This is a genomic window from Acidaminobacter sp. JC074 (assembly GCF_022496765.1).
Lineage (GTDB): Bacteria > Bacillota > Clostridia > Peptostreptococcales > Acidaminobacteraceae > JABXKX01.
Window position 1 is genome coordinate 1 of the sequence record NZ_VANV01000044.1, and the last position, 26,227, is coordinate 26,227.

Sequence of the window (26,227 nt, forward strand, 5' to 3'; positions counted from 1 at the left end):
ATTTAATTTTGATAATAAAACTACTCACCAATGATTAATTGCTTGTCTTTAAACTTAAAATAAAGCTTTTGATAGTTAGTTTCAAACTCAGTCTCTGTAGGATCTAGTTTGTAACTGATAATCGCATCCACATAAGTCTTATTATCCACGCGAGTTTGACGGCTATTTCTAATAACTAACAGCATTCTATTCGTTGGAACAGCATCATCACAGCTTATTTTTTTGTCAAATTTCAATTCTTTTTCTTGTACTTCTATGTAATTCTATGGTATAATATTAATAGACAGAAATGAGGTTTTTCAATGTTTTTAAAGAAAGATAAACGAGCTAACGGTAGGATTTTCCTATCTATTKTTAAAAGCTATCGCGATCCTATTAGCAAGAAGCCTAAGTCCAAACAAGTTATGAAGATTGGATACTTAGATGAACTAGAACAAGAATATACTGATCCTATCGCACATTTCACACATGTGGCTCAAGAAATGACGTCAGAAGAAGAACAAAACAGTATTATTGAGCTGAAGCTAAATAAAAACGAAATTTTGGAAATGGGTGAGAATAACTTTAAGARTATCGGATATCTTGCATTAAGCTGGCTATACCACCGACTTGGTATACATCAATTTTGGATTAATAGAGAGCGTGGATTAGATGCAAAGCTCCCTTTAAATAACATCWTGAAACTGCTTGTTTACGAACGAATACTCCATCCTGGTTCTAAAAAAGCAGCTTATGAAAATAAAGATACCTATTTTGAAAACTTTACTTTCCCTATAGAAAAGATGTATAGGTCGTTTAGTCATTTTTCTAGGTTCAAAGAAAAACTTCTTCTTGATTTACACGAAAACATTTCTATGATTTATGGTAGAGATGTTAATAACGTTTATTACGATGTGACCAATTATTACTTTCACATCGATCAACAAACAGATTTAATTCGTAAAGGTATGGGAAAAGACAAGAAAGGAAAGCCAATCATTCAGATGGGGCTCTTACTTGATAATGCTGGAATTCCKATTAATTATAAGCTGTTTAGCGGGAACACATCCGACTTTAATACACTGCTACCTGTCTTGGCAGAACTAAAAGCAGATTACAATCTCAAACGAGTTATTGTTGTTGCTGATAAAGGTTTAAACTCTGGATCCAATAAGGCATATAACATCATTAAAGGTGATGGTTATATTTTTTCTAGATCAATCAGAGGAACTAAAGCACCTAAAGAAGTCAAAGAGTTTGTACTTTCTGAAGTAGGATATAAAAATATTGGTGAGAATTTTAAAATCAAGTCTAGAACTATGCCGACTACTATTACTGTGAAAGATGAAAATGGTAAARATGTCGATGTTCCAATCGAAGAAAAACATGTCGCATTTTTCTCTCAGAAGTATGCTGACAGAGCAAGACATAAAAGAAATGAAATTATTGCAAAAGCAACTAAGGTAATAAATAGTAAACTCAGCTATACTGATTTAAAYAACTACGGCGCAATGAAATACATTGAAGGCTTAAAGATGAATAAAGAGACCGGTGAACTGACAAAAGCTGATGATATCAAACCAACACTTAATGAGGAACTAATTAGAGAAGAAGAAAAATATGATGGCTACTACTCTATTGTTACGAGCGAACTAGACATGCCAGACTCTGAAATCATTGAGCGATACAGAGGATTATGGAAAATTGAAGAAAGCTTCAGAGTAACAAAATCTTCTTTAGAGACAAGACCTGTGTATGTTAGGACAGAGGATTCGATTGAAGCTCATTTTCTAACTTGTTTCTTATCACTTGTCATTTTAAGGCTATTACAAAAAGAACTTGGTAATGAGTATTCAGTAGATAAAATTGTCCAATCGCTAAATAACGCTAATGTGATGCATCTGAACATGAATAACTATCAGGCTGGATATTATGATGAAATCTTGAGTGAAATGCAAAACATAACTGATATYAAATTCAATAAAAAATACATTTCTTTAGATGATATAAAAAAAATGCAATCTTCTACAAAATCAATAGAATAGAACTACATAAAAATGAAAAAARCAAAAGCCGCCAACCCGTTTGWTTTAAACGGTTTAGCGGCTATTTTTGCTATTATATGAAGTCAAACTCAAGATTTATTACAGTCGTATTACAGCACATTTAAAAGTCTATAACATCAAGTGGAATACTGATAGTTACTGTGGTTCCTTTTCCGAACTCGCTTTCGATTTCTATACGCCCGTCATGGCCGTTAATGATCTCTTTTGCAATGGAAAGTCCTAGACCAGTACCACCTGCATTCCTAGTTCTTGCCTTGTCAACTCTGTAGAATCTATCAAATATATGAACCAGATCATCCGCTGGTATACCAATCCCGTTGTCCTTTACTTGTACAACACAATCGTCGTCATTTCGGAGAACTTGAATCTCTACCGCCCCCTCCTCAGGGGTATACTTGATTGCATTGGAGATTATATTGATAAAAACTTGTTCCATTCTATGAAGATCAAATGCACCAACTAGTTGTTTTTCTGTTGTTAATAACTTGATTTCAATATTTTTCTTTGAAGAAGCCATTTGTAGTTGAGTAATACATTTTTTTGTCAAATCGAGATAATCATTGTATTCCTTGTAGAAGGTAATAGAGTGAGAATCAAAGTTTGATAATTGCAGAAGGTCTCTAACCAGTCTGGTCATACGCTCCGCTTCAGAATCAATAACAGTCAAGAACTGCTTTTGAACTTCTGGATCATCTACATAGCCATCCATTAAAGTTTCTGTATAAGACTTAATGCTTGTAAGAGGTGTCTTGAGCTCATGAGATACATTGGCAACAAAGTCTCTTCTCATAGCATCTAGTTTTTCAGCATCGGTAATATCTTGAAGAACATAAACAATACCGGTCTTTTCATTCTGGTCATTCATATAAGGTGCATATGAAAACTTGACGATTGTATCTTTGATACTGATAGATTGTGAGCCTATCCAGCCTTCTTCAGAAGCTATTTTGTTGTATGTTAAAGATTCAGCGATTGGTTCAATCAACTTATCAAAATCACTTTCAAAATAACCTTCTGTACCGAAGTTTAAAAGCTCAATGGCCTTAGGGTTCATCAGAATGATATGGTGGTTGTTATCTACCGCTATAACACCATCGGTCATATGATTAACAATGGCTTCTACCTTTGTTTTTTCTAATGAAATTTCTCTTAATGATTTTTTTAATCTTCTGGTTAAGAAGTTAAATGTCTCAGACAGTTCACCGATTTCATCGTTAGATTTAACTTGAACGTAATGCTCAAAGTTACCCTTTGACATTAAAACTGCTTTTCTAGTAATATCTTTAATCGGATCTGAAATAGACTTAGAAATAATAAATCCAAGTACTATAGTTGCAAGAGATGAGGCGATAATGACCTGAACAATAATCTCTCGAATTCTGTTTATAGTAGAATCTACATCTTTTAAGTTTCTACGTAATACTAGATAACCTGTATTATCAATATTACGATATCTTATGGGATAAACCTGGGTCATAGAACGCTGATCGTTATTTCCACGTGCTATGACTTCTTTTTTCTCTCCTGTCTGCCTTGCTTGAATAATTAGATTGATATATTGGTCTTCCTTTAAGAAGCTAGGATCATTGGCACTGGTAGAAGCAATCACATCAAATCGATTGTCATCTATGATCCAGATTTCCTCACCTATGGCTAAATCTATTTTGTTATTATCTTCAATGACTGATTTAACCTGTTCTTCATTTGTAGAAAGCTCCATAATTTCTTCAAGGCCAGGCATAACATTATACCTGACCCCTTCAAGTTGTTGACTCGCCGTACTGATATGTAGGTCGTCAACTTCTCTTAATATAAATATTCCGGCTATAAGCATGGCGATTAATACAAGGATGAAGTAGATGGTTACAAACTTCCATCTAATGCTTCGAAACATTATAACCTCCTGAAATAATAACCTACACCACGTTTGGTCATGATGAACTTAGGACTCGATGAATCATCCTCAATTTTTTCTCTTAAACGTCTAATGGTTACATCAACAGTTCTGATGTCGCCAAAGTATTCATAACCCCAAACATCTTTAAGAAGTTGCTCTCTTGTAAATATCTGATTTTCCTGCGTTGCTAAAAACTTAAGCAGTTCATATTCACGAAGTGTCAATTCGATGATTTCATCTTCTTTCTTAACTTCATAGCGCTCTAAATCTATAGACAGATTACCTGATTCTATTTGAACAGACTTAGATGAAGACGTATCAGAATTATCGATATCAACGCGTCTTAAGTTAGCCTTTACTCTTGCAAGCAGTTCTCTCATACCAAATGGCTTTGTAATATAATCATCAGCACCCAGTTCTAAGCCAAGTACCTTATCTACTTCTTCTTCTTTTGCTGTTAACATGATGATAGGTGTGTTAAAAGATTCTCTGATTTTTCTACAGACTTGGAAACCATCTAACTTTGGTAACATAACATCTAGTAAGATTAAATCCGGTTGGATCAAATAAACCTTCTTTAAGGCTTCATCACCATCTTCAGCAACCTCTACATCATAACCATCTTTTAAAAGATTGAATTTAATAATATCTGAGATTGATTTTTCGTCATCTACTACAAGTATCTTTTTTCTCATAAAAACCTCCTTGTACCTACTGGTTTAAAAGTAACTTGACCAGTAAGAATTTAAGTTCTAATTTTAAAAAAAGGCACATTTATATGTGCCTGTATGAAACATAATTAATGAATATTATCTATACGATACATAATTAATTGGATTAATTGGATTACCGTTTACTCTGATTTCAAAGTGTAAATGTGGACCCGTTGAACGACCAGTGTTTCCACTTAAGGCAATTAACTGTCCCTTGAATACTTTTTCACCAGCTGAAACTCTTAAAGATGAGTTGTGTGCATATCTAGTTTCTTTATTGGCACCATGATTGATAATAATCAACTTACCATATGTACCTTTATAGCCCGAATATGTAACAACACCACCATCAGCTGCATAAACTTCAGTACCAGATGAAATACCAATATCTATCCCCGTATGATAACCTAATGATCTAGGACCAAATCTTGAAGTAATGTAACCTCTTGATGTTGGATTTTGATAAGTACCTGTACCTATTGCAGGTGGTGCAGGCTTTGTACCTTGATAAACTACTTGATTTACAGGTTCCTTGATAATTGATTGCTCAAGAACTTTTTCACCAATCAACTTACCATTTTCCATGTACATTTCTACAATAACTTCGGCTTCACCAGGTTTACCGGCAACCTTTGTCTTGTATTCACCTTCATAATATTTGTCTGTTAAAACATTGGCTTCTCTACCGTAAGGTACAGGGTCAATTCTTTCAACAGTTGAAATTGTCACAACATTGATAATCGGCTCAGCTACAATCAAAGATAATTCTGTGCCAATTTGTAATCTTTTTTCATCAATACCAGGGTTGGCATCAATTAAATCTTGAACATTAAGTTCATACTCTTCTGCAATTACCCAGAAGTTTTCACCTTTTAAAACCGTGTGAATACGTTGCTCGTTTGTACCTTTTACAATATACTCCATGATTTCTTCAGGTGTTTGAAAACCATTACAATCAAAGATGTTTCTCTTAACCTGCTCGATGGTAATAGACTCTCTAAAGATAACACGTTCTTCTACTGCGCCTTCAGCTAAATATTTAGCCTTTAATGCATCTAAAATTTCCTGAGCTTGAGCTTCTGTCTCAAAATAGGCAACTTCATTGTTGTCCACTAGGATGGCATACATATCAATACCAACCATCATTGATTTTTCAACTGAATCAAATACAGGATCTTCTTCAAGAACTTTTAATGAAACCTTGTCACCTGTTACATCTGCAGATGTAATGACATCAATGCTTGGTTCAATGACTTCTTCAGTTAATTCTGAAACTTCTGTCGTCTCACTAAGCTCTGTAGGCTCAGATGCTTCTAAAACAAGCTTAACGGTTTCGACTTCAGTCTGTACATCACCAATTTCACTTTCTACATCATCTAAAAATGAGGTCTGTTCTTCATTAAAGTTGACACTGACAACTGGTGCGGCCTCTTCTGGTTGATAAACCACTGTAAAATAAAATACTGCAACCGTCATGGTCATGGCTAGTGTAAAAATCACACCTTTTTTATGATTCATGACATAGTTCTTACTTGTATTAATAGCACCATTAAAATTGATGCCTTTTAACTTATCTACGATATCGTTAAAAAAATCCTTAACGGTTTGAAAAGAGAAGCGACTCTTCTTCTTATCAGACCTGCTTAACGACTGTTTCTTATGCGTATTATTTTTCTTTTTTTGCGAGTGTTTCTTTCGTTTTTTACTCATCAAGTATACTCCTAATAGCCCAATCTAGTCTTTAACATATATATTATAGCACAGGGGAAGTCATTTTTGAACTTTTTATGTGGATAAATCCGCCTTAAAACTTCAATTACCCACAGAAAAACTCTAAATTTCACATCTTCACCCTCTGTTAAGGCAGAAATATATCAGGTTCTTTTCTGGATTTATAGTTTTCAGCTAGCCAAGACGCATGGTCATCAAAGTCTGAAAGCTCTATTTTTCTAGCATTTTTCTGACACATTCTGATGCACCTAAAACAAGTGATACATGTCTTTGAATCGGTGACTTTAGGATTCTTCTGATCTATGGCAGATACCGGACAAGCCTCCATGCACCTACCGCACACAATGCACTTATCAGAGGTAGAAGGAACCAAGGGGCCGGAAAAATCATGACGGAATCTTGTTTTGAATGGATAGTGACCTGGTATAGATGAAGTGATGTTTTGATATGATTTATTCTCATCAATATTTGCTCTAATTTTCTGTCCAAATAACCTGGCAGTTAAAGCGTCTTTACTGTCTGGTCTAGAGGTTGCAAGACCATTATCAAAAGCATGTTCACACACAAAAGCACCTGCAGCAAGATGTAAAAAACCAGCTTGATCTACAAGCATAGTTAATTCTAACAAAGCATCATCATAGGCCCTATTGCCATATGTCACTACTGAAACAGCACGCCCACCATTACCTTTGATTCTCTTGAAAAAATATCTGGGAATTCTAACAAGCCTGCCTGCATAAACCGGAAATACAAACAAAACAATATCATCAGATGAAAAGACTAATTCATTTTGCCTGTTTACTGGATCTGTTAAATCCACATAAGTCACTTGAAAATCCATGCCCTCTGCTATATAATCTGCCACTTTTAAAGTAGATCCTATAGGTGAAAAATAGACTACATTTAACGTCATAACCACTCCTTTTTTTACTCACTTTAGTATAAGTTATTTACTCTTAATTAACAAACCTGGTCTAATAATTCTTTTTTCTTTGTGCTATAATAAGAGATATTTAGAAAGAAGGATTTTATGGGTTTTTACAAACAGACAACTGATTTAGATTTTGGTGAAACATCTATTGAAAATATTTTTATAAACGATTTTATGCCTATGGGCAATGGTACTGCTGTAAAGGTCTATTTACTAGGCTTTAAGTACAGTCAAGAACAGGGAAAACGTAAAATTACACATGAGACGATCGCCAAACACCTCAATATTCCACTAGAAGATGTCTTTAGGTCTTGGGACTTTTGGGAAAGTAAAAAAGTGGTCAAAAAAATTACCAATGGCGATACCTATGATATAGAGTTTTTATCACTTAGAGAACTTGTTGCAAAGAATATGTATACCAATAAAACAAGTACAAAATCACAGACAAAGGCTAACATCAACTTAATAGAAGCAAGTAAAAATCCTGAGATCAAAAAGATGTTCTATGCCATCGATCAAATTATGAGACGTCAACTTGTGCCTAATGAAAGAAACATTGTCTTGGATTGGATTTACAAGGACAACATTGATATGAAGATCATTGTTGCAGCTTTTAAATATTCTGTAGAAGACCGTGAAATCAAACACATCAACTACATAACCAAAGTTGTAAGAGGCTGGCATGACCAGGGCATTTTAACCCTTAATGACTTGGATGAACACTTTGCAAAAAGCCAATCTCACTACAAGCACTACAAGGCTATTTACAGAACACTTGGCTATGCCAACAAGATGCCTTCAGCTGGTGATAAAGAAATTATGGACATCTGGCTGGATGACTTTAAACTGGATATCAACTTCATCATAAAGGTATTAACAGAGACATCCAAACGAACATCTAACATCAATATGAACTATATGCACAAGGCCATTGAGTCTTTATTCAAGCAAGGCGTTACCACACTTGAAGCATATGAATCTTATCAAAACAATAAAAAAAGTAATACGCCAAAGAAAAAAACAACCAACAAGTTCCACAATTTTGATCAAAGAGAAAAATACTCAAATGATGAACTTGAACGTAAATTAGGCATTAAAAAATAGGAGACCTTATGGATAACCGTGAACTCAAACTCATTTTTCAAAAAAGACGTGATAAAGCTCAAAGAGACCTTGAAAGCAGACGTCATGAAATATACGAAGGTATACCTAAAATAAAAGAAATTGATAAACATATCAACAAACTTGGTTTAGGTATTGCCATGGCTGCCATAAAACATCCAGATACAGCCAAGCTCGAAATGAAAGCCATAGAAGAAGAAATTAAAATGCTTAAAAGAGAACGTGCTATCTCTTTAACAGAACACAATATTCCGCATGATTACCTGAGTTTACACTTCCAGTGTGACAAGTGTGAAGATACAGGTTTTGTAGACGGTAAGCCATGTTCATGTTACAAACAAGAAATGATTAAATACTCTTATAAACATTCCAACATCACAGATGTCCTAGATAGAGAAAACTTCTCTAGCTTTGATTTGAATGTCTTTTCTGATGAGTATAACGACAAATACAAAACAACACCAAGACAGCATATGAAGGAAGTCTTGTCCCTAGCGGAATCATTTGTACATAACTTTGATAACTCCAGAAACAATCTTTTATTTTATGGACAAACCGGTCTTGGCAAAACCTTCTTGTGTAACTGTATTGCCAAAGCTCTTTTAGATAAGAATCATACTGTGCTGTATCAAACGGCTTTCAGAATCATTGATACCATCAGTCACTACAGATTCTCAAACAAGAAAACACCGGAAATGAGATTCCAATATGATATGCTCATAAGCTGTGACTTGTTAATCATCGATGATTTGGGTACAGAAATGATCAACTCCTTTTCAACAACAGAACTTTTTAACATCATCAACACGCGACTTTTAGAAGATAAGAAAACCATTATTTCTACGAACTTTACACCTATGCAACTGAGTGAAAACTATTCAGAGAGAATCACATCTAGACTCTTTGGTAACTATGAATTCATTGCATTTTATGGAAAGGACTTAAGATGGGAGTAGATCAATACATGTATGAAACCTTCTATGACGATTTTGAAGACATAGAAGGTATTGAGTATATTGAATGTGTTTTTGATGCCATTGAATTCGAAGATATATCCAATTGTCGTTTCGAGAAATGTCAGTTCAGAGGTTGTAAATTCAATGGTTCTACCATTAAAACATCAGCACTTTTAAACTGTAGTTTTAGGTTTTCCGATTTCTTTTCTACCATATTCACAGATTGCAAACTAACGGGGTCAAGCTTTGTTGACACCAATATTTCGCTGGTGGATATCCATGGTGGCGATTGGTCTTATACCGATCTTTCACAACAAGATTTTTCTAAAAAGAAATTTTCGGGAACAGACTTTTCAGGTAGTGATTTTGGTTTTACCAATATGACACAAACTTCTGTTGAAGAATGTCTCTTTGTTGGTGCACGCTTTGTAGAAACTTTGTTTGTAAAAGCTGATATCAGAGGTTCAAAGTTTGACGGTAATATTGTTCATACGAAAATGAAGGATACAAAAATAGATTTGGAACAAGCTATATTAATAGCCTCGACACGAGGCGCTAAGTTTACACCTTAACATTATCTTCTGATAATGTTTTTTTAGAAGGAGACATTATGAAAATAGTAATTTTAGACGGCTATGCCTTAAATCCAGGTGACCTTGACTGGCATGGCTTTGAAGCCCTTGGTCATGTAGAACTTTATGACAGGACTCCTGAGGAACTTATTGCATCTAGGATAGAAGGTGCAGAAATCGTCATAACCAATAAAACACCATTAAATCGAGACATTATTGAAGGATCTAACATAAAATATATTGGTGTTTTAGCCACAGGTTACAATGTTGTAGATATTCAAGCTGCAAGTGAAAATGGTATCACAGTTACAAATGTACCTAGCTATGGTACTCAAACAGTGGCTCAACACACCATATCACTTCTTCTGGAAATATGCCAAAATGTTGGTCTATACGATCATGCAGTTAAATCTGGTAAATGGCATGAAAGCAAGGATTTCTGTTTCTTTGAAAAGCCCATAATCGAACTGGCAGATAAGACCATGGGCATTATCGGACTTGGCAAGATTGGACAATGTGTTTATAGGTTGGCTGAAGCTTTTGGTATGAAGGTCATCGCCTACAACAGATCAATAAAAGAAGGCTTTAACTGCGTCAGCATAGACCAAGTCTTAAGTCAGTCGGATGTCATTTCACTCCACTGCCCTTTAACAGAAGAGACCAATCAGCTGATCAATGAAAAGTCTATTGAAAAGATGAAAGATGGAGTTATTATCCTTAATACATCTAGAGGGGGTCTTATTAATGAAGCAGACCTCTATCAATATCTAAAGTCGAACAAGATTTATGCGGCTGCTATTGATGTTCTAGAAGTAGAACCTCCAAGACACCACCATCCAATTATGGATCTTGATAATGTCATCATCACACCACATATTGCCTGGGCTTCAAAAGAAGCCAGAATCAGACTCATGGATACGGCTGTCGATAATCTAAACTTTTATTTAAATGGTCAAATTAAAAATCAGGTTAATTAAATCCAAGTATGCATTTCAGCTAGTTACCTACAAGTAACTGGTTACCTAAAAGTGCATACTTTCTTTTTGTCCTAAATGGGCTATAATTTAATTAACAGACGAAAGGATATGATGATGAATTCTTTAAATGAAAACTGTGGCATAGAGTATACTTTAACAATGATGGGCGGTAAGTGGAAGCCACTCATATTATGGCAATTAGGCAAATACGGTACTAAAAGATATGGCGAAATCAGACGCTACATTCCAAGTGTTTCAAATAAGATGTTGAGTCAGCAGTTAAAAGAACTGGCCAATGATTGTCTTATTACCAGACATGATTATCAGACGGTGCCTCCTAAGGTAGAATACAAGATTACCAAAGAGGGCAAGTCCCTTATGCCGATTTTAGAACTCATGTGTTCTTGGGGGATTGATCATGAAATTGTATGTAAAAAATAGACGGAAAATCCGTCTATTGATTATATTTCTTCTGAATTTCTAAGAGACTGCATCATATCGTAGTATTTGTAATCAACTTGAACATGGTCTTCTAATAGATCAACCATTTGATCTAAAAGTGATGCTACTAAGGCTTCATCAACTAACTCAGCTTTTAATGCTTCTCTTAAAGATGCTCTAACAGCCTTAAGTTCTGCTTGAATGGCTTCATTCTCTTCTTGCTTTAAAGCTTTGATTTCTGCAACGTCTTCTTTTAAAACTTCTCTATCAGCTTTAGTCGCTTCTCTCATAGCTAGAACTTCTTCTTTTGTAATCTCGCCATTCTCCAATTGAGTACGTATAGCTTGTCTCGCAGCTATGACTTCTGATTTTAAATTATCTTTACTTGCCTGAACCATTTCATGAAATGCCTTGTGCTCTTCATTTACTTGATTAAAAGCTGCTAAACCATCAGGGTTGTATGTTGCAAATAACTCTTCAACTTGTGCACGTCTTTCTTCAGGTGATTTTTCTTCCCTAACTGGTCTTTCCTCTCTAACAGGTCTCTCACCAATTTCAGTTGCAGTATCCTCAGCAAATACCATTACAGATCCTGCCATAACCATCAAACCTACCAATAATAATGTAATAATTTTTTTCATGTTGCTCTCCTTTCATCTTTGTATCTACAGTTTAGTCCTCAAATGTAAGAAAAGTGTGTGAAAAAAATATGAAGTTTATGAAATTATACTATGTATATCCTTTGCTTCAGTTTTTCTATATGTTGACAGTCTTCTTCAAGTAAGTCTTTTAAAGACACCTTGTTCGAATTTGAGAAAGGTTTCAAGTCACTTAATTGAAGCAATTCAAACAACTGCATGTCAGACAAGGAATATCTCCTATTAAACTGATTCTGAAGTGTTTCAATATCTGCATTCACTCGATCAAACACTGGTTCAATCATACTTGACCCCATATATTTCTCATATTGAAAGAGTTTTAAATAAAGTAAGTTTAAGTCCGCATATAATTCTCTAACCATAATCCACTCCTATGACTGTAATGCTAAATTGAATCCTTCTCCATATACTTCATCCACAACATTCATCGTTATAAATGCATCCAGTGCTTGTCTTTTTATAAAATGCTTTAACTCCGCAAATTCCTTTCGGTTAAGGACAACACTAATAATCTGTTTATCCTCTTTAGAATAGCCACCCGTTCCATGTAAATAAGTTGTCCCTCTAGACAATGTTTCATGTATGTAATCTGATATAACTTCAGTATCATTTGTAACTATAACAGCATGTATTTTAGCATCTAAGTTTGCAATTACCTTATCAATTATCAAGCCATTAATTAAGATCCCTATAAAAGCGTATAATCCTAATGTCAAACCAAAACAAACAGCAGCCATTAGGGTAATCAGTGAATCTGACAAAAACAAAGCTTTACCAATATCAAGTCCTGTAAACTTGTTAAAAATTTTCGCAATAATATCTGTACCTCCAGTAGAGGCATTTTGATAAAAAACAATGGCCATACCTATTCCCTGAATAACAATACCAAATACAAGATTTAATACGATGTCGTTAACCACTGGTCCTTGCAATGGTAAAAGCCATTCCATCAAGCCAATCATACCTGAAAGTGCAAAGCTACAATAAATGGTCTTACCTCCAAATGAACTACCTATAATAAGGAAACCAAGTGTAAACAAGATCACATTAAAAACCAACATTAATATCCCTATATTCAAACTGGGCACATAATGCTGTATGACCATAGCCAAACCCGTTACACCTCCAACAGCAAGATCTGCTGGTATTAAAAAAACAGATAAGCCTACAGCCATAATAAATAGTCCTATGTTCATTACAATAAAAGCCTTAAAATTCTTCATGTCACACCTCCAAAATGCAAAAAAACCAGCATAAAATGCTGATTCCATCATAAAGAAAGCCCTTTATATTCTAAAGGGCATTATTACACGTTCTCGTGATAATACCTTCTCATCCTCGTGAGGTTTAACAGCATTTTTCTTACTGGCAGGTCTCCTGACTCAAGTTTCATTGCTTTATCTACCTTCCCATAATATTTACAGTGGTTTTAGATATCGCTCTTCTTTTACAGTGGCGGGACCGTGTTGGATTTTCACCAACTTCCCTTTTAAGTACTTAGATAAGTACACCAATAATCTAGTATTAACTTGTCAATTAGAATACTAACACTTACCTTATAGCTTGTCAACACATGTTATAGGTTTAAATTGTAGTATTTTATTGATATATTTTTCTATATGCAAGTAAAGCTCATAATGCTGACATCATTTTAAGAAGAAGACTTCACATATATGGAGTGGATTTCAAACTACATCATACATTCAAATATCTCAAAATAAGCACCAGCTTTAAAATCATACAAGGGTGACGCCTCTAAAACAGTCAGAGCTGCTTCTTTATCCTCTGCTTGTATCATCATATAACCTGCAATTTGCTTATATGAATCATACATACCATCTACATTAACAGATGTTCCATCAAGAAGAGGTGATCCCATATCTACAACATTTTCTTGATACTTCTCTTTCCATGTCATCCATCGATTCATAAGTTCTTTTCTATCTTCATCAGTCTGACTTTTCATAAATTCGTGTGTCGCACAAGTTGCACATCCAATTACTAAATATCTTTTCATAGGCCCTCCTTATATTATTGATACCTAATAATGAAATCATACAATCAAATTTCTTTTTAAATCCGTAATTTATCTCTAAGTCTTGCATTATCTAGCTTGTATCATTTTATCATTTGCATAACTTACCATTTAGTAACTACATGACTAAAAAGTGCCTTCTTCACAAACTCTTTAATTGGCTATATCATAAATCATGTATTCGCGATACATACATTCAAAGGAGGTAATTATGGCTAGATTTACAATTCCAAGAGATGTTTACTTCGGTGAAAATGCTCTTGATGAACTTAAAAATATTAAAGGTAAAAAAGCAGTGATTGTACTTGGTGATTCTTCTGCCAAGAAAAATGGTGCTTTAAAAAAAATTGAAAACAACTTAAAAGAAGCTGGCATTGAATCAAGACGTATCGAGGGTGTAGAAAATGACCCAACTGTGAAAACAGTTCTTGAAGGTGCCAAAATGATGAGAGACTTTGAACCTGACTGGATCATCGGTTTAGGTGGTGGCTCGCCTATGGATGCTGCTAAGGCTATGTGGATTTTCTACGAAAACCCAGACTTTACATTTGAAGAAGCCGCTCAACCATTTAACTTACCTGAGTTAAGAAAAAAAGCAAGATTTATTGCCGTTACAACAACTTCAGGTACTGGTAGTGAGGTGACATCATTCTCTGTTATTACAGATCATGAAACCAATGTCAAATATCCCATTGCAGATTTCAACATCACACCGGATATGGCTATTGTAGACACGGACTTGGCTCAAACTATGCCGGAAAAATTAGTTGCCCATACTGGTATGGATGCACTAACGCACGCTATCGAAGCTTATGTTTCAACAATTTCAAATGAATTAACAGATGCACTGGCTAAGCAATCAGTTGAAATGATTCAAAAACACTTACTAAATTCTTATGAAGGCAATGAAGAGGCAAGAGCAAAAATGCACCTGGCTCAGTGTCTAGCAGGTATGTCATTCTCAAATGCCATATTAGGTATTGTCCACTCTATGGCACATAAGACGGGTGCCTTATTTAAAGTACCTCATGGTTGTGCAAATGCAATTTATCTGCCGCATGTTATTCGATTTAATGCAGAAACAGCTGGCGAAAAATTTGCTGACATGTCAAGAAGACTAGGTTTTACCGGTAGTCAGGAAGAATTGGTTGATCAATTAATTGAATTTGTAAATGATCTCAATAAAAAAATGAACATCCCTAGTTCGTTAAAGGCTTTTGGTATTGATGAAGAACTCTTCTTAGACAACTTAGATTCAATTTCTGAAAATGCTGTAAACGATCCATGTACGGGTACAAATCCTAGACAAGTTTCTGTCGCTCAAATGAAAGAGCTATTTAAAGTTTCATATTACGGATAATCATTTATGAATGAAATTATCCGCCCACGAAAAAACCGAGTAGGCTTACTCGGTTCTTTTTTGCACATATTCTTTGCCCCAAATATCCATCATTTCAAATATTGGCATTATTTTTTCACCCATTTCAGTCATAGTATATTCTACAACAGGTGGTACTTCTGGATATACTGTTCTAGAAATAATATCATTCTTTTCTAGAAGCCTTAATTGCTGGGTCAACATCTTTTGTGTAATACCAGGTATAGACTTTTGCAGTTCCGAGAACCTAAGCGTGCCTCTATGTCCAAGCTCCCAAAGAATTAAAGATACCCACTTGCCAGATACTATCTCCAGAAAAACTTCTACTTCACATCTATAATTGTTGCAACTTATCTTATTCAATCTATCTTCAGGCATTTTGACCTCTCTTTCTTTTCTATATTAGCATTTAGGCAAAAAAAAGAAAAGACCGCGCTGCGGTCTATGCTCTATAAATTGAATCTCTAATAATTGTTTGACTTCTCTTTGGACCTACAGAAACAATCTTTACTGGAATACCAACATGTTCCTCAATCGTTTCAATATATTTTTTAGCTTCAGCTGGTAATGCATCATAAGTTTCACACTTAGTAATGTCTTCTTTCCAACCTGGTAACTCCGTGTAAACCGGCTTACACTTAGCTAAAACATTTAAGTCAGCTGGGAAGTGCTTGATAATTTGACCTTCGTACTCATAACCCGTACAGATCTTTAATGTTTCAAAGCCAGATAATACATCCAATAACATTAATGACATACAAGTCATACCATTAACTCTAGCAGCAAAATCTACAATAACAAGATCTAGCCAACCACATCTTCTAGCACGACCAGTCGTAGTACCAAACTCGTTACCAGCAACTCTGATTCTGTCACCTGTTTCATCTTCTAATTCAGTAACAAATGGACCTTTACCAACTCTAGTAGTATAAGCCTTTGTGATACCAATTACTTCTTCAATCATATTTGGACCGATACCAGCACCAATTGCAAAACCACCTGAAATCGGGTGAGATGATGTAACATATGGGTAAGTACCAAAGTCAATATCTAATAAAGTACCTTGAGCACCTTCTAATAATACCTTTTTATTTGCCTTAACTGCATCATAAACAATAACAGTCGTGTCAGCCACATATGGTCTGATTCTATCTGCAAAAGCTTTGTAGTTTGCGATAATCTCGTCTGCATTTAATGGCTGGCCACCATATATTTTAGTGATGATTTGATTTTTTGCTTCAATTTGAGCACGTGTTTTTAATTCGAATACTTCTTCGTTCATTAAATCACAGATACGAATACCCGAACGTTCCACTTTATCCATGTATGTTGGTCCAATACCTTTTACAGTTGTACCAATCTTAGATTTTCCTCTTGCTTCTTCAGCTAAACGGTCAATCTCTTTATGATATGGAAATACTACGTGAGCTCTTTCACTAATTTTAATTGTAGAAGTATCAATACCCTTTGCTTCTAAACCATCGATCTCCTTTAAGAAACCTTCTGGATCAAAAACAACACCATTACCAATAACATTTACTGCTTTCTTATTAAGAATACCTGATGGAATTAAGTGTAACGCGTACTTCTTATCTCCTACCACAACTGTGTGACCAGCGTTGTTACCACCTTGACCTCTTACAACAACATCTGCTTCAGAAGCTAAATAATCAATAACTTTACCTTTACCTTCGTCACCCCATTGTGAACCAACGATTACTACAGTCGACATAATGCACCTCGCTTAACGAAATTTTATAGTTACAAGAAAGTATAAACTTTCTAAATACACATTCATGACAAGAAAAAATGCCTAAGGGAATCTTTTCTGTAACCCATAGACATCATAACAAATGGTCCCACCTAAGTCAATGCAAGACCTTGATTTTTCCGAATGTTTATTGAATATATACATAAACGTTCAGTTTTATACGAATATTATCATTTGTTTATCTATAAAACATTAACATTTAAGCTTTAAATAGTCAGATTTTGTCATTTCCATAAAGATATAATCCGCCCACATCTCATCACCTACCATAAAGAAATCATCATAGCGCTTATAAAGAAGATCATTTAGAAGTTGGTTTTCAAAAATTTCTTCTTCTTCTTTAAAAATCTTAAAGCCAACTTTTAAATAAGAAGCTTGTGCACGTTTATTAAACTTGACAACCCTTAGATATAAACGCTCCATATTTAAAACCTCAAAAAATTCTTCAAATATGGCTTCCATGCCCTGAGAACCATATCCCTCAGATAAATGATTAGGATCAAAAACAATACCCATCTCTGCAGATTTTGTGGACCACTTTATATTTTTTATGGTAATAAAACCAACCATGATATGATCAGGCGTTTCTACCTTATATATTTTTCTAGTAAATATTTTCTTTTTAGACTTATACCATAGATCAAAGCCACGTTGTGTGGTTAAGTCAAAGTTGTAATGATAGAATCTAGGGTCTGTATGTTTGCCCCAGGCCATCATTTTAGGTACATCATCTCTTAGAAGCTTTGACAATATAATCATTACTCATCGCCTCGTTCTAAGTTAACGAACTTAACAAGATCACCCAACCAAGCCAGTTCAACTGTACCGGTTTCACCGTTTCTTTGCTTGGCAATAATAACTTCACCAATACCTTTCTTTTCAGAATCATTGAAATAGTATTCATCTCTATATAAGAACATTACGATATCGGCATCCTGCTCAATGGCACCTGACTCTCTAAGGTCAGATAGAATAGGTCTATGGTCTGCTCTAAGTTCAGGGGCACGAGATAACTGAGATAGTGCGATAACAGGACAATCCATTTCTCTGGCAATCCCTTTTAGACCTCTGGAAATTTCAGAAATTTCCTGCTCTCTCGATTGTTGCTTTCCACCACCAGACATCAGCTGAAGGTAGTCAATCATGATCATATCAAGGCCTTGTTCCATCTTAAGACGTCTGCACTTGGCACGCATTTCCATGATGGTGATACCCGGTGTATCATCTATATAGACTTTGGCTTCAGACAGAGGCGCAGATGCACTCGCTAATTTTGCCCAGTCTTCAGGTGTTAAATCACCATTTCTAATCTTACCTAAACCAACCCCAGCTTGTGTTGCAAGCATTCTCTGTACAAGCTGAGCCTTGGCCATCTCCAGACTGAATATGGCAACGCTGGCACCTTCATTTTGAGTAGCTACATTCTGACATAAGTTTACAGAGAAAGCCGTCTTACCCATGGAAGGTCTTGCTGCAACTAATATAAGGTCTGACCTCTGAAGACCAGATGTCTTAAAGTCTAAGTCTCTAAAGCCTGTTGAGAGTCCTGTGATTGATTCTGTAGATTCATAGGCTTTTTCAATCGCTTCATAAGTTTCTATAAGAATTTCTTTAATTGAAGAAAAACCATCTCTATTCTTCTTTTGAGAAATATCAAAAATAGATTTTTCGGCAACTTCTAAAACATTTTCAGCTGTTTCAGTTGAATAGCCCATTTCTAAGATTTCTGTAGAAGCATTAATCAAACGTCTTAACATAGATTTTTCTTCAATGATTTTTGCATAATACTTGGCATTGGTTGTAATGATACCAGCAGTTGTTAAATCATTTAAGTATTCAATACCGCCCACATTTTCAAGGGCTTCACGTCTTGTAAGTTCATCACCAAGTGTAACCATATCGACAGGTGCGTTCTTTTCATACAGAGTCATGATTGAATCAAAGATTTCTGAATGAGCACTTCTATAAAAATCATCTGCCTTTATGATTTCTACAATATCTAATATAGCCTCTTTATCTAGAATCATGGCACCCAGTACAGACTGTTCTGCACGCATGTCATGAGGTGGTGTTTTCATCATTTCCATAAGTAACTCCTTTGTTCTATATCTATTGTACAATCTATCAGTTACTTTTAAAAGTAAAAAAGACATGTATTACAATGTCTTTAGTATTTCTTCTTTATCGTATTCAATTTGCTTTAAAATGTGGCCAATATTCCCATCACCTGCATACTTTTCAGAGAAAAAATCTTCACTAAGAGATACCCATTCTAAAGCATTCACTTCTTCAATCAAGTCAACAGGATGTTTAAGTTTTCCTACATAAACCTCTAGAAGAATGTCGTAATAATGATATGTAAAATCCATAAAATGACGCAAACTGGTATCAGCTTTTGATATGCCTGTTTCTTCATTAAGTTCACGGTAGGCTTCTTCTAAATGATTTATAGCTTCTATCTTTCCACCCACTAAGTTGAGCTGACCTTTAAAAGGCTCAAGCAGCCTTTTGCACATAAGAACATGTTTTTCTTCTACATCATATACAAGAATGATATTATACTTTTTCATGTCTCTCCTTTGCATGAATCATACGACACAGTGAGTAATTCAAAGTCGAAGCTACAATCCGATCTCTTAAAGTCCATAAATTTGGCAGCATCCTAATTTCAACATGCTTTTCCATCAAGGCTGAAAATAAGTCATCTATTTGATAACAAGCTATGGGGATTTCAACTTGTTCACTGACATAATAGCCAGCGATTTCATCTTGCAAGATAAAATTATCTGTCTGGAACTCATATATATAAAGTTTTGTGTTTTTCATTCTTTCAAACCAGCCATGCTCGATAACTAGGACATGGTCCGTGTCAGAGAAAAAGAATCTCTTATCCTCTTCGGAAGTCCTAGGTCCTATATGATAAGTCAGCCTTGGACAATCTCTAGGTGTGAAAAAGTTGACCAAACACTTTTCGTTAACTGCCCAAACCAAAGGTCTCTTGTGTCCTAAATCATTTCTAAGTGGTATTCTAGGTTTGAAAAGCTCTATATCATTTTCCTCACTCACATGAAAGAGTCTCATACATGCTCCTTTTAAGTTCATAGTCGACACTAGACTGCAGCTTACCTAACTGGTCTTTCCAAGCATCTACGTTGACGGCAACTTTTTTAAATCCAAGTTCCTCATAGACATGTTGTGCACGTTTATTGTCAAGATTGGTATCCAGTATAATCTTTTCAACCTTTATCTCTTTAAACAAATAGTCTATTAACATAGAAAGATAAACCTTGCCAAGCCCTCTATTCTGATAGTCGAAATTAGAAATTTTAATACCAATCTCTGCAACCCCTTCTTCAAGCCTGTAAGACATCTCACCGATAGATTCATTTTTATAATCAAGGATCATTCTCTGACTCATCTGACTTTGTTTCATAAGCTGGCTTTCAAGCTTTGACTTATCTGTTTTAAGACCATTTGGAAAACCTGCATGGGCCATTACTTTGCCATCTGCCCACCAAGTACACAAGAGATCAGCATCGGCCTTTGTAGCACTTCTAATTGTTAATTCATCATTTATTATCTTCATCGAACCACTCTTCTCTTAAGATACCATATGAAACGGAGTCATAATACTGGCCATTTACGATTCTTGCCTTTCTATAGCAGGCTTCTTGTTTAAGACCAAGCTTTTCTGAAAGCTTCATCATGCCTATATTACCTGACCAAGTTGTTAAACCAAGTCTAACAAAAGTAGGATGCATGTTAAAAACCAAGTCAATCCATTGTTTCAGAGCTTGATAACCAATACCCTTAGACCAGTAATTCTCATTGAATATGGCAATGCCAACTTCCAACCAATCGGTTTCAATAGACTTAAAATACTTGCTGACTGTACCGATCAATTCATCTGTATCCTCATTAACAATGGCCAACATATTGTCTCTTGCAGACTTACCATCATTCAGCCTCGTTCTCATTTTTTTGATTCTTTCGTCTAGTTCCTCTACAGTGTCTCTACCAAAATAAGGTCCATTAAAATCATGGTGGCGTTTATCTGGTAAATTCCATAATCTATAGCTGTCTAAGTCGTCTAAACACAATTCACGTAATATAATTTTCATTTATCATCCTCCTAATACTATTCTAAAGAAAAACCTCTACTAAATGTAGAGGTAAATCAATTAAATATAATAATCCCTATGGTAGAGACTGTTCATCAGATACTTGTGCATCATATGACCGATAAAAGTAATTCTTTTCTTCAACCTGAACTCAAACAACTCAAAGAATCTATTAAACTCTTCAAATTCCTCTTGGCTAAAGACTTTGTCACTATAAAGTGATTGGTCAATCATCTGCAGAACATGTGAATCTACATCTACCTGTATGGTTTGGGCATTCTTTAAAATGACTTGTTTCGGAAGTGTTGAAGGATCAATATCATCATCAATAATTCGACACATAGACAAAACATAGTGAATACGTCTGTTTATTTTTTCAGTATCGTCACCATCATGAATATCTTTTCTAAGTCTTTTGGCTTTTAGTACGACAAGTAAGAACAAGCCTATGAAACATACCAAGTAGAATATAACAGTCATGATGTCACCAAGAGAAATCGTATCTTCTGTAGCGATGACACCACCTTCTTCAAGAATTTCTTCTCTCATTCGATCATCAATGTCTTCAGTAGATGGAGCTGACTCGTTTTCAGAAGGAATAAATGTATCGTCAGTTTCCTCAACTTCATCACCATTTAAGTAGGCTGGTGTTGGTTCAAACTGAACCCAACCCATGCCTTCGATATAAGCCTCAACCCAGGCATGCGCCCGGTTAGAACCAACTTCATACAGGCCATCGGCATCTTCGAAGTCATTGGTTAAGAAACCTTCTACATAACGGGTTGGAATGTCAGCCATACGACCCATGATAGCAAGTGAAGTGGCAAAATAGGTACAGTAGCCCTCTTTCTCATCAAATAAGAAGTTTTCAACAAAGTCCTCACTTGTATCAACCGCTCTTGTACTTAAGGTGTACCTATGGTTATCTCTTAAGTAACGCTCAAGGGTTTTCATCTTCTCATAGGGATCATCAATGCCACTTAAGAGTCTTCTGGTTAAAGATTCTGTTTGGTTTAAGCCAACAGATGGATAAGCCATATATAATTCTCTTTTTTCTTCATCTAGCAGGTCATATTCACCAACATATTCTGGATTGATGTACTCAACGGAATATCTTTCTGTTTTTATTCTGTTACTTGCTTTTCTATAAACGATGCTGTCATCGTTACCATAAATTCTGTCAATGGTAAAACTTGAAGAGTAATACTTATATGGTGAAAAGACTGTTCTGGTAATGATAGACTCAGGATAAATGATCATTTCCTCTAAGTGTTCCTCAGGAATTACCACACCCCTGTAAATATTGTTTGAATAAGTATCAAAATCAGTAAGCCACTGTGAACCATCGTAGACATTTTTTGTACGTCCTCTTAAATACATGGATCCATGATCTGCTTTGACACGCATAATTAAATCATAGTCACGATCGATAATTGGACCTCCAAGCATGTTGCCATTAGGTGCATAGATAGTTGATGAAAACGAGAATATCTTGGTTTGACCAAGTTTCTTAAAGTCATTTCTAATAGTCGCTATATTAGGTATATAGGTATGAATGGTTTCATTTAATGTTTCTGTTGGCATGATATATTGAACCACATTAGAAACTAAAATAACCACAACCATGATAACCGTCCCCACTACAATAGCTGAGGAGTAATTATAATACCTGGTACGTTCACCAAGGCCCTTGGCATTATTTACTTGAGTTTCATAGATTCTAAACTGCTTGTATACTGTAAGACCTATGAAATAAAGTGTAAAATAGCCTTTTAGGCTAGAGACATAGATAAACCATGCAATCACAAAGTAAAAGCCAGCGACTAAAAAATACTTCCAATTCACGCGACTCTCTACTAATCTCATAACAAGTGCCATGAAAAAAGCAAAAATCAAAACATTAAAAAGGTTAAAGTAAAACTCATCTATGACTTCTAAGTTCTCTAAAAAGAAATCTCTTATAAAGAAAATAAACTCAGAAAAGAACTTACCACCTAAGTTTTCATGAATAAAGTTTGCCGTTGAAAGACCACCTGGAAAGATGGTTTCAAAACCTTCTTGCATAAAGGGCGATAAAACCCTACCCAAACCATATATCCACATAAACTGAATGACAATAAAGCCATGAAAGAGATGTGATTTGATGGGTTTAATGAAATACAAGACTGTCCAAACAATGATGCCAATCAAGAATAACTGTTCAAACTCCATTCTTGTAGGTATAGAATTTGTTGCAATCAAAGCTAGTGGGAAACTTAACAGAAAACCAATAAAGTATATGGCTTTAGGCTCTAAAACATTAAAATATCTTTTTATCATGAGAAGGCCTCCAATCTTTCTTTAAGGTCGTCCTCAGGATGGATTTGATAAATGTGTACCCCCATAGCCTGGATCATATCGTAAGATGTCTCCTCATCCGAGACAATGATTACACTGATTTCAAAACTTCTTCTTCTCAAACCTAATAGAGTTTGAATAAGAAGCTCAGTAACTGTCGTTGTAATGAGTACAACAAAAGAACCCTGTTCCAGTCTTTTAGCTTCTTGATTTAAGAGCTCAGAAAAAGTAATCCCACCTTTTGCAACAAAGGTTACCAGTTCTTTTAGAACAGTTGGGAAAGTTGATAAATCACGACTTTCTATTTGAACAAGTTTATCTACATGGTACATCATAGATGTATCATCATTATGCTTTAAAGCATACTTGGTAATAGATGCGGCAATTTCCACTACCTTGTCTTCTATCAATCGATTATGGTCATGTTCATAGTGGCCACTATAGGCATCTACAAAGACTGTCATTTTTGTAGAAGATGTGGCTTCATACTCTTTAACGAACATTTCACCACGTTTAGAAGACACTTTCCAGTGAATCTTCTTAAAACTGTCACCTGGAGCATATTTTCTTACTTTCTTTAAACTTGAAAAATCCTCATGTCCACTTTTGGCCACAGATTTTGTACCAATATAACCTGTGTTAGGCATATAGAAATAATCCAGTTCTGTAACTTTTGGATAAACCACCAATTGGATGTCTTTTTCAAAGACCTTTAAACGTCTGAAAAGTCTAAGCGGATCAGAATAATCTGTTCTGATTTCTCCAGTAGTAAATATCCCTCTGGTTTTTATTTCAAAGTTTTCTCTAATGTTGGTTATTTGATATGGATTGAAAAAGATATTCTCTGAAGGAAATACCATTTCATTATGGTTGTTGTAAATTCTACACTGAATCTTTGCATGGGCAACAGGCATGATACTGGTATTGTTGGATTTAACTTCTACCCTTACCTGATCTCCAACTTCTATCTCATCTTCACCAATGCTTAAAAACTGCAAAATTTTCTTGCTGTTTCTAGAGACAATCATATACATCATGACGATGGTGGTGATTTCTACAGCCAATAGGAAATAAAAGAATTCCCCACCTGTTAAAATAATTAATGTCAATGTCAGAATTACTAACAAACCATAACCTTTTAAAGGTGTTGGTTTTAGATATTTCATAGTCACCTACTTTTGCTTCATTCTAGGTGCTTTAGTGACATTCATGATTTTGTCAATCATGGACCTGCCTGTTTCTCCCTTATATTTAACCTCTGGTTTTAAAACAATTCTATGAGACAAGACATCTGCAGCAAGTATTTGTACATCTTCTGGAATAACAAAGTCCCTGTTTTCTGTATAAGCTCTTGCCTTAGAAGCTTTGTAAAGTGCAATTGCCGCTCTAGGAGAACAACCTAAAATGATGTCATCATTTTGTCTAGTTGCTCTAATGATTGAAAAGATGTATGACTCAATTTCCTCAGCCATGTGTATCTTTGAAACCTCTGAACGCATATTTCTAATTTCCTCTGCAGTTAAAACTGGCATCAAATCCTCTGCCTTAATTTGCTGATCAATCTTATCAAATATACGCAGTTCATGTAATTCTTCAGGATAACCTATTTGAATCTTTATCATAAATCTATCCAATTGAGCTTCTGGTAGTGGGAAAGTGCCCTCATACTCAATTGGGTTCTGAGTGGCCATAACAATAAATGGCTCTTCTAACTTATAAGTATTGCCATCCATAGTAACTTGTCTTTCTTCCATGGCTTCTAATAAACTTGACTGAGTCTTTGGTGATGCTCTGTTGATTTCGTCTGCTAAAACAACATGTGCATAAATAGGTCCTTTTTTATAGACGAAATCTAGTGCCTTCTGATTATAAACAGAAACCCCTAATATATCTGATGGCAACAAGTCAGGTGTGAACTGGATTCTACTAAATGAACAGTCTATTGACTTAGCGACAGCTTTTGCCAGTGTTGTTTTACCGACACCTGGTACATCTTCAATAAGTACATGTCCTTCAGCCAATAAGGCAATCAATACCTTTGATACCACTGCTTGTTTACCAATAATTACTTGATCAATATTGCTTAAAAATTTGTTTATCATAAAAACCCCCTATGTAATTTTCAGTATATTATGAAAATTCGCCTAATAAAAGGTGTATTTTCTAAATACAACTTTACGTTTTTTTAACATCTCTTCATATTTGTTCCCTAAACATAATCAAACTAATTAAATTATAACTTCTATAATTAGGGCCTTATTATAGAGAATTTGAACAAGAAAGGCGTCTTTGACGCTTCTATTCTACCCGAAGATACAATAGCATATTAAACTACACGTAGTCTAAAAGGATTATCTCGAAACCCCTTATCCCTCATCGATATAATCAACCTGGGAATATTTTCTTGACCTAAATACTTTCTTAGGATATTCAAACTACCATTGATATCTGAGTTTATTATCCCTTTTGTTGTTATAAAGATTCCTCTAAAAACACGTCTTGATTTATCAGCTGCTTCTTTCTCAACCATTTCTAAGTCTA

At 35.1% G+C, this 26,227-nt stretch carries 27 protein-coding genes, 1 pseudogene and 1 riboswitch; of the genes and pseudogenes, 7 read left to right on the top strand and 21 right to left on the bottom strand.

Features of this window, described 5'->3' with window-relative positions; genetic code table 11:
• Window positions 1-20 precede the first annotated feature (20 nt).
• Window positions 21-236 carry a hypothetical protein gene (locus EZV73_RS27665; protein WP_240843826.1) on the bottom strand — a complete coding sequence of 72 codons (216 nt, stop codon included), beginning with the start codon at window positions 234-236 and terminating at the stop codon, window positions 21-23.
• Window positions 237-302: 66 nt separating this feature from the next.
• On the opposite strand from EZV73_RS27665, the gene EZV73_RS27670 reads away from it, so the two are divergent.
• On the top strand, window positions 303-2,024 hold the full coding sequence (locus tag EZV73_RS27670; RefSeq protein ID WP_240843827.1) for an IS1634 family transposase: 1,722 nt from the start codon (window positions 303-305) through the stop codon (window positions 2,022-2,024).
• A gap of 121 nt (window positions 2,025-2,145) precedes the next feature.
• Here the strand turns inward: EZV73_RS27670 and EZV73_RS27675 are convergent, their stop codons facing one another.
• The 4 genes from EZV73_RS27675 to EZV73_RS27690 form a co-directional block, all read right to left on the bottom strand.
• Window positions 2,146-3,939, bottom strand: a complete 1,794-nt coding sequence (locus EZV73_RS27675; RefSeq protein WP_240843828.1) for an ATP-binding protein — start codon at window positions 3,937-3,939, stop codon at window positions 2,146-2,148.
• A complete protein-coding gene (gene yycF, locus EZV73_RS27680) occupies window positions 3,939-4,637 on the bottom strand; it encodes a response regulator YycF (RefSeq protein ID WP_240843829.1) in 699 nt (232 codons plus the stop codon). The genes EZV73_RS27675 and yycF overlap by 1 nt, the downstream gene beginning before the upstream one ends.
• 114 nt (window positions 4,638-4,751) lie before the next feature.
• Entirely contained in the window at window positions 4,752-6,365 is a 1,614-nt protein-coding gene (locus EZV73_RS27685) for a M23 family metallopeptidase (protein WP_240843830.1), read from the bottom strand.
• Between the two features lie 148 nt (window positions 6,366-6,513).
• Complete coding sequence (locus EZV73_RS27690) at window positions 6,514-7,299, bottom strand: EFR1 family ferrodoxin (protein ID WP_240843831.1); 786 nt, start codon at window positions 7,297-7,299, stop codon at window positions 6,514-6,516.
• A gap of 117 nt (window positions 7,300-7,416) precedes the next feature.
• Here EZV73_RS27690 and EZV73_RS27695 point away from each other — a divergent pair, with 117 nt between their 5' ends.
• The 5 genes from EZV73_RS27695 to EZV73_RS27715 all read left to right on the top strand — a co-directional run bounded on the left by EZV73_RS27695 (window position 7,417) and on the right by EZV73_RS27715 (window position 11,385).
• Window positions 7,417-8,421: a DnaD domain protein gene (locus EZV73_RS27695; RefSeq protein WP_240843832.1), complete on the top strand. Its 1,005-nt coding sequence runs from the start codon at window positions 7,417-7,419 to the stop codon at window positions 8,419-8,421.
• 8 nt (window positions 8,422-8,429) lie between these two features.
• Window positions 8,430-9,395: an ATP-binding protein gene (locus EZV73_RS27700; RefSeq protein WP_240843833.1), complete on the top strand. Its 966-nt coding sequence runs from the start codon at window positions 8,430-8,432 to the stop codon at window positions 9,393-9,395.
• A complete protein-coding gene (locus tag EZV73_RS27705) occupies window positions 9,386-9,967 on the top strand; it encodes a pentapeptide repeat-containing protein (RefSeq protein ID WP_240843834.1) in 582 nt (193 codons plus the stop codon). The genes EZV73_RS27700 and EZV73_RS27705 overlap by 10 nt, the downstream gene beginning before the upstream one ends.
• A 38-nt stretch (window positions 9,968-10,005) precedes the next feature.
• On the top strand, window positions 10,006-10,944 hold the full coding sequence (locus EZV73_RS27710; protein WP_240843835.1) for a D-2-hydroxyacid dehydrogenase: 939 nt from the start codon (window positions 10,006-10,008) through the stop codon (window positions 10,942-10,944).
• Between the two features lie 114 nt (window positions 10,945-11,058).
• Window positions 11,059-11,385 (top strand): helix-turn-helix domain-containing protein, encoded by a 327-nt coding sequence (locus tag EZV73_RS27715; RefSeq protein ID WP_240843836.1) that lies wholly within the window; start codon window positions 11,059-11,061, stop codon window positions 11,383-11,385.
• A gap of 20 nt (window positions 11,386-11,405) precedes the next feature.
• Here EZV73_RS27715 and EZV73_RS27720 read toward each other — a convergent pair whose 3' ends face one another.
• The 4 genes from EZV73_RS27720 to EZV73_RS27735 form a co-directional block, all read right to left on the bottom strand.
• Window positions 11,406-12,026, bottom strand: a complete 621-nt coding sequence (locus tag EZV73_RS27720) for a hypothetical protein (protein ID WP_240843837.1) — start codon at window positions 12,024-12,026, stop codon at window positions 11,406-11,408.
• Window positions 12,027-12,109: 83 nt separating this feature from the next.
• The gene (locus tag EZV73_RS27725) at window positions 12,110-12,406 is read right to left on the bottom strand and encodes a hypothetical protein (RefSeq protein WP_240843838.1); all 297 of its coding nucleotides are present in this window, start codon (window positions 12,404-12,406) and stop codon (window positions 12,110-12,112) included.
• 9 nt (window positions 12,407-12,415) lie between these two features.
• The gene (locus EZV73_RS27730; RefSeq protein ID WP_240843839.1) at window positions 12,416-13,267 is read right to left on the bottom strand and encodes a YitT family protein; all 852 of its coding nucleotides are present in this window, start codon (window positions 13,265-13,267) and stop codon (window positions 12,416-12,418) included.
• A 126-nt stretch (window positions 13,268-13,393) separates the two neighbouring features.
• Window positions 13,394-13,574, bottom strand: a riboswitch (cobalamin riboswitch).
• A 160-nt stretch (window positions 13,575-13,734) separates the two neighbouring features.
• Window positions 13,735-14,061 (bottom strand): YciI family protein, encoded by a 327-nt coding sequence (locus tag EZV73_RS27735; RefSeq protein ID WP_240843840.1) that lies wholly within the window; start codon window positions 14,059-14,061, stop codon window positions 13,735-13,737.
• Window positions 14,062-14,290: 229 nt separating this feature from the next.
• On the opposite strand from EZV73_RS27735, the gene EZV73_RS27740 reads away from it, so the two are divergent.
• On the top strand, window positions 14,291-15,439 hold the full coding sequence (locus EZV73_RS27740) for an iron-containing alcohol dehydrogenase (RefSeq protein ID WP_240843841.1): 1,149 nt from the start codon (window positions 14,291-14,293) through the stop codon (window positions 15,437-15,439).
• A 45-nt stretch (window positions 15,440-15,484) separates the two neighbouring features.
• On the opposite strand, the gene EZV73_RS27745 is transcribed toward EZV73_RS27740, so the two are convergent.
• The 12 genes and pseudogenes from EZV73_RS27745 to EZV73_RS27800 all read right to left on the bottom strand — a co-directional run.
• Window positions 15,485-15,835 carry a helix-turn-helix domain-containing protein gene (locus EZV73_RS27745; RefSeq protein ID WP_305037125.1) on the bottom strand — a complete coding sequence of 117 codons (351 nt, stop codon included), beginning with the start codon at window positions 15,833-15,835 and terminating at the stop codon, window positions 15,485-15,487.
• A 64-nt stretch (window positions 15,836-15,899) separates the two neighbouring features.
• Window positions 15,900-17,189: an adenylosuccinate synthase gene (locus EZV73_RS27750; protein WP_240843842.1), complete on the bottom strand. Its 1,290-nt coding sequence runs from the start codon at window positions 17,187-17,189 to the stop codon at window positions 15,900-15,902.
• Window positions 17,190-17,420: 231 nt separating this feature from the next.
• On the bottom strand, window positions 17,421-17,987 hold the full coding sequence (locus EZV73_RS27755) for a GNAT family N-acetyltransferase (protein WP_240843843.1): 567 nt from the start codon (window positions 17,985-17,987) through the stop codon (window positions 17,421-17,423).
• On the bottom strand, window positions 17,987-19,315 hold the full coding sequence (dnaB, locus tag EZV73_RS27760; protein WP_240843844.1) for a replicative DNA helicase: 1,329 nt from the start codon (window positions 19,313-19,315) through the stop codon (window positions 17,987-17,989). The genes EZV73_RS27755 and dnaB overlap by 1 nt, the downstream gene beginning before the upstream one ends.
• 69 nt (window positions 19,316-19,384) lie before the next feature.
• Complete coding sequence (locus tag EZV73_RS27765) at window positions 19,385-19,798, bottom strand: NUDIX hydrolase (protein WP_240843845.1); 414 nt, start codon at window positions 19,796-19,798, stop codon at window positions 19,385-19,387.
• Window positions 19,785-20,309 (bottom strand): DUF6886 family protein, encoded by a 525-nt coding sequence (locus tag EZV73_RS27770; protein ID WP_240843846.1) that lies wholly within the window; start codon window positions 20,307-20,309, stop codon window positions 19,785-19,787. Before EZV73_RS27770 ends, EZV73_RS27765 begins: the two co-directional genes overlap by 14 nt.
• The gene (locus EZV73_RS27775) at window positions 20,287-20,814 is read right to left on the bottom strand and encodes a GNAT family N-acetyltransferase (RefSeq protein WP_240843847.1); all 528 of its coding nucleotides are present in this window, start codon (window positions 20,812-20,814) and stop codon (window positions 20,287-20,289) included. The genes EZV73_RS27770 and EZV73_RS27775 overlap by 23 nt, the downstream gene beginning before the upstream one ends.
• Entirely contained in the window at window positions 20,798-21,349 is a 552-nt protein-coding gene (locus EZV73_RS27780; RefSeq protein WP_240843848.1) for a GNAT family N-acetyltransferase, read from the bottom strand. Before EZV73_RS27780 ends, EZV73_RS27775 begins: the two co-directional genes overlap by 17 nt.
• Before the next feature lie 60 nt (window positions 21,350-21,409).
• Complete coding sequence (locus tag EZV73_RS27785) at window positions 21,410-23,668, bottom strand: transglutaminase family protein (protein WP_240843849.1); 2,259 nt, start codon at window positions 23,666-23,668, stop codon at window positions 21,410-21,412.
• Window positions 23,665-24,852: a DUF58 domain-containing protein gene (locus EZV73_RS27790; protein WP_240843850.1), complete on the bottom strand. Its 1,188-nt coding sequence runs from the start codon at window positions 24,850-24,852 to the stop codon at window positions 23,665-23,667. The genes EZV73_RS27785 and EZV73_RS27790 overlap by 4 nt, the downstream gene beginning before the upstream one ends.
• Window positions 24,853-24,858: 6 nt before the next feature.
• Window positions 24,859-25,788, bottom strand: a complete 930-nt coding sequence (locus EZV73_RS27795; protein ID WP_240843851.1) for a MoxR family ATPase — start codon at window positions 25,786-25,788, stop codon at window positions 24,859-24,861.
• Between the two features lie 224 nt (window positions 25,789-26,012).
• Window positions 26,013-26,227: pseudogene (locus EZV73_RS27800) on the bottom strand (hypothetical protein); the annotation flags it as partial.

Bases quoted from the DNA above. Each gene is read 5' to 3' on its own strand.
- EZV73_RS27775 (WP_240843847.1), bottom strand. From the start codon at position 20,814: ATGAAGATAATAAATGATGAATTAACAATTAGAAGTGCTACAAAGGCC.
- EZV73_RS27690 (WP_240843831.1), bottom strand. From the start codon at position 7,299: ATGACGTTAAATGTAGTCTATTTTTCACCTATAGGATCTACTTTAAAA.
- EZV73_RS27795 (WP_240843851.1), bottom strand. From the start codon at position 25,788: ATGATAAACAAATTTTTAAGCAATATTGATCAAGTAATTATTGGTAAA.
- EZV73_RS27735 (WP_240843840.1), bottom strand. From the start codon at position 14,061: ATGAAAAGATATTTAGTAATTGGATGTGCAACTTGTGCGACACACGAA.
- EZV73_RS27765 (WP_240843845.1), bottom strand. From the start codon at position 19,798: ATGAAAAAGTATAATATCATTCTTGTATATGATGTAGAAGAAAAACAT.
- EZV73_RS27700 (WP_240843833.1), top strand. From the start codon at position 8,430: ATGGATAACCGTGAACTCAAACTCATTTTTCAAAAAAGACGTGATAAA.
- EZV73_RS27790 (WP_240843850.1), bottom strand. From the start codon at position 24,852: ATGAAATATCTAAAACCAACACCTTTAAAAGGTTATGGTTTGTTAGTA.
- EZV73_RS27770 (WP_240843846.1), bottom strand. From the start codon at position 20,309: ATGAGACTCTTTCATGTGAGTGAGGAAAATGATATAGAGCTTTTCAAA.
- EZV73_RS27720 (WP_240843837.1), bottom strand. From the start codon at position 12,026: ATGAAAAAAATTATTACATTATTATTGGTAGGTTTGATGGTTATGGCA.
- EZV73_RS27725 (WP_240843838.1), bottom strand. From the start codon at position 12,406: ATGGTTAGAGAATTATATGCGGACTTAAACTTACTTTATTTAAAACTC.
- EZV73_RS27695 (WP_240843832.1), top strand. From the start codon at position 7,417: ATGGGTTTTTACAAACAGACAACTGATTTAGATTTTGGTGAAACATCT.
- dnaB (WP_240843844.1), bottom strand. From the start codon at position 19,315: ATGGAAATGATGAAAACACCACCTCATGACATGCGTGCAGAACAGTCT.
- EZV73_RS27785 (WP_240843849.1), bottom strand. From the start codon at position 23,668: ATGATAAAAAGATATTTTAATGTTTTAGAGCCTAAAGCCATATACTTT.
- EZV73_RS27780 (WP_240843848.1), bottom strand. From the start codon at position 21,349: ATGAAAATTATATTACGTGAATTGTGTTTAGACGACTTAGACAGCTAT.
- EZV73_RS27685 (WP_240843830.1), bottom strand. From the start codon at position 6,365: ATGAGTAAAAAACGAAAGAAACACTCGCAAAAAAAGAAAAATAATACG.
- EZV73_RS27710 (WP_240843835.1), top strand. From the start codon at position 10,006: ATGAAAATAGTAATTTTAGACGGCTATGCCTTAAATCCAGGTGACCTT.
- EZV73_RS27750 (WP_240843842.1), bottom strand. From the start codon at position 17,189: ATGTCGACTGTAGTAATCGTTGGTTCACAATGGGGTGACGAAGGTAAA.
- EZV73_RS27705 (WP_240843834.1), top strand. From the start codon at position 9,386: ATGGGAGTAGATCAATACATGTATGAAACCTTCTATGACGATTTTGAA.
- yycF (WP_240843829.1), bottom strand. From the start codon at position 4,637: ATGAGAAAAAAGATACTTGTAGTAGATGACGAAAAATCAATCTCAGAT.
- EZV73_RS27755 (WP_240843843.1), bottom strand. From the start codon at position 17,987: ATGATTATATTGTCAAAGCTTCTAAGAGATGATGTACCTAAAATGATG.
- EZV73_RS27740 (WP_240843841.1), top strand. From the start codon at position 14,291: ATGGCTAGATTTACAATTCCAAGAGATGTTTACTTCGGTGAAAATGCT.
- EZV73_RS27745 (WP_305037125.1), bottom strand. From the start codon at position 15,835: ATGCCTGAAGATAGATTGAATAAGATAAGTTGCAACAATTATAGATGT.
- EZV73_RS27715 (WP_240843836.1), top strand. From the start codon at position 11,059: ATGAATTCTTTAAATGAAAACTGTGGCATAGAGTATACTTTAACAATG.
- EZV73_RS27730 (WP_240843839.1), bottom strand. From the start codon at position 13,267: ATGAAGAATTTTAAGGCTTTTATTGTAATGAACATAGGACTATTTATT.
- EZV73_RS27675 (WP_240843828.1), bottom strand. From the start codon at position 3,939: ATGTTTCGAAGCATTAGATGGAAGTTTGTAACCATCTACTTCATCCTT.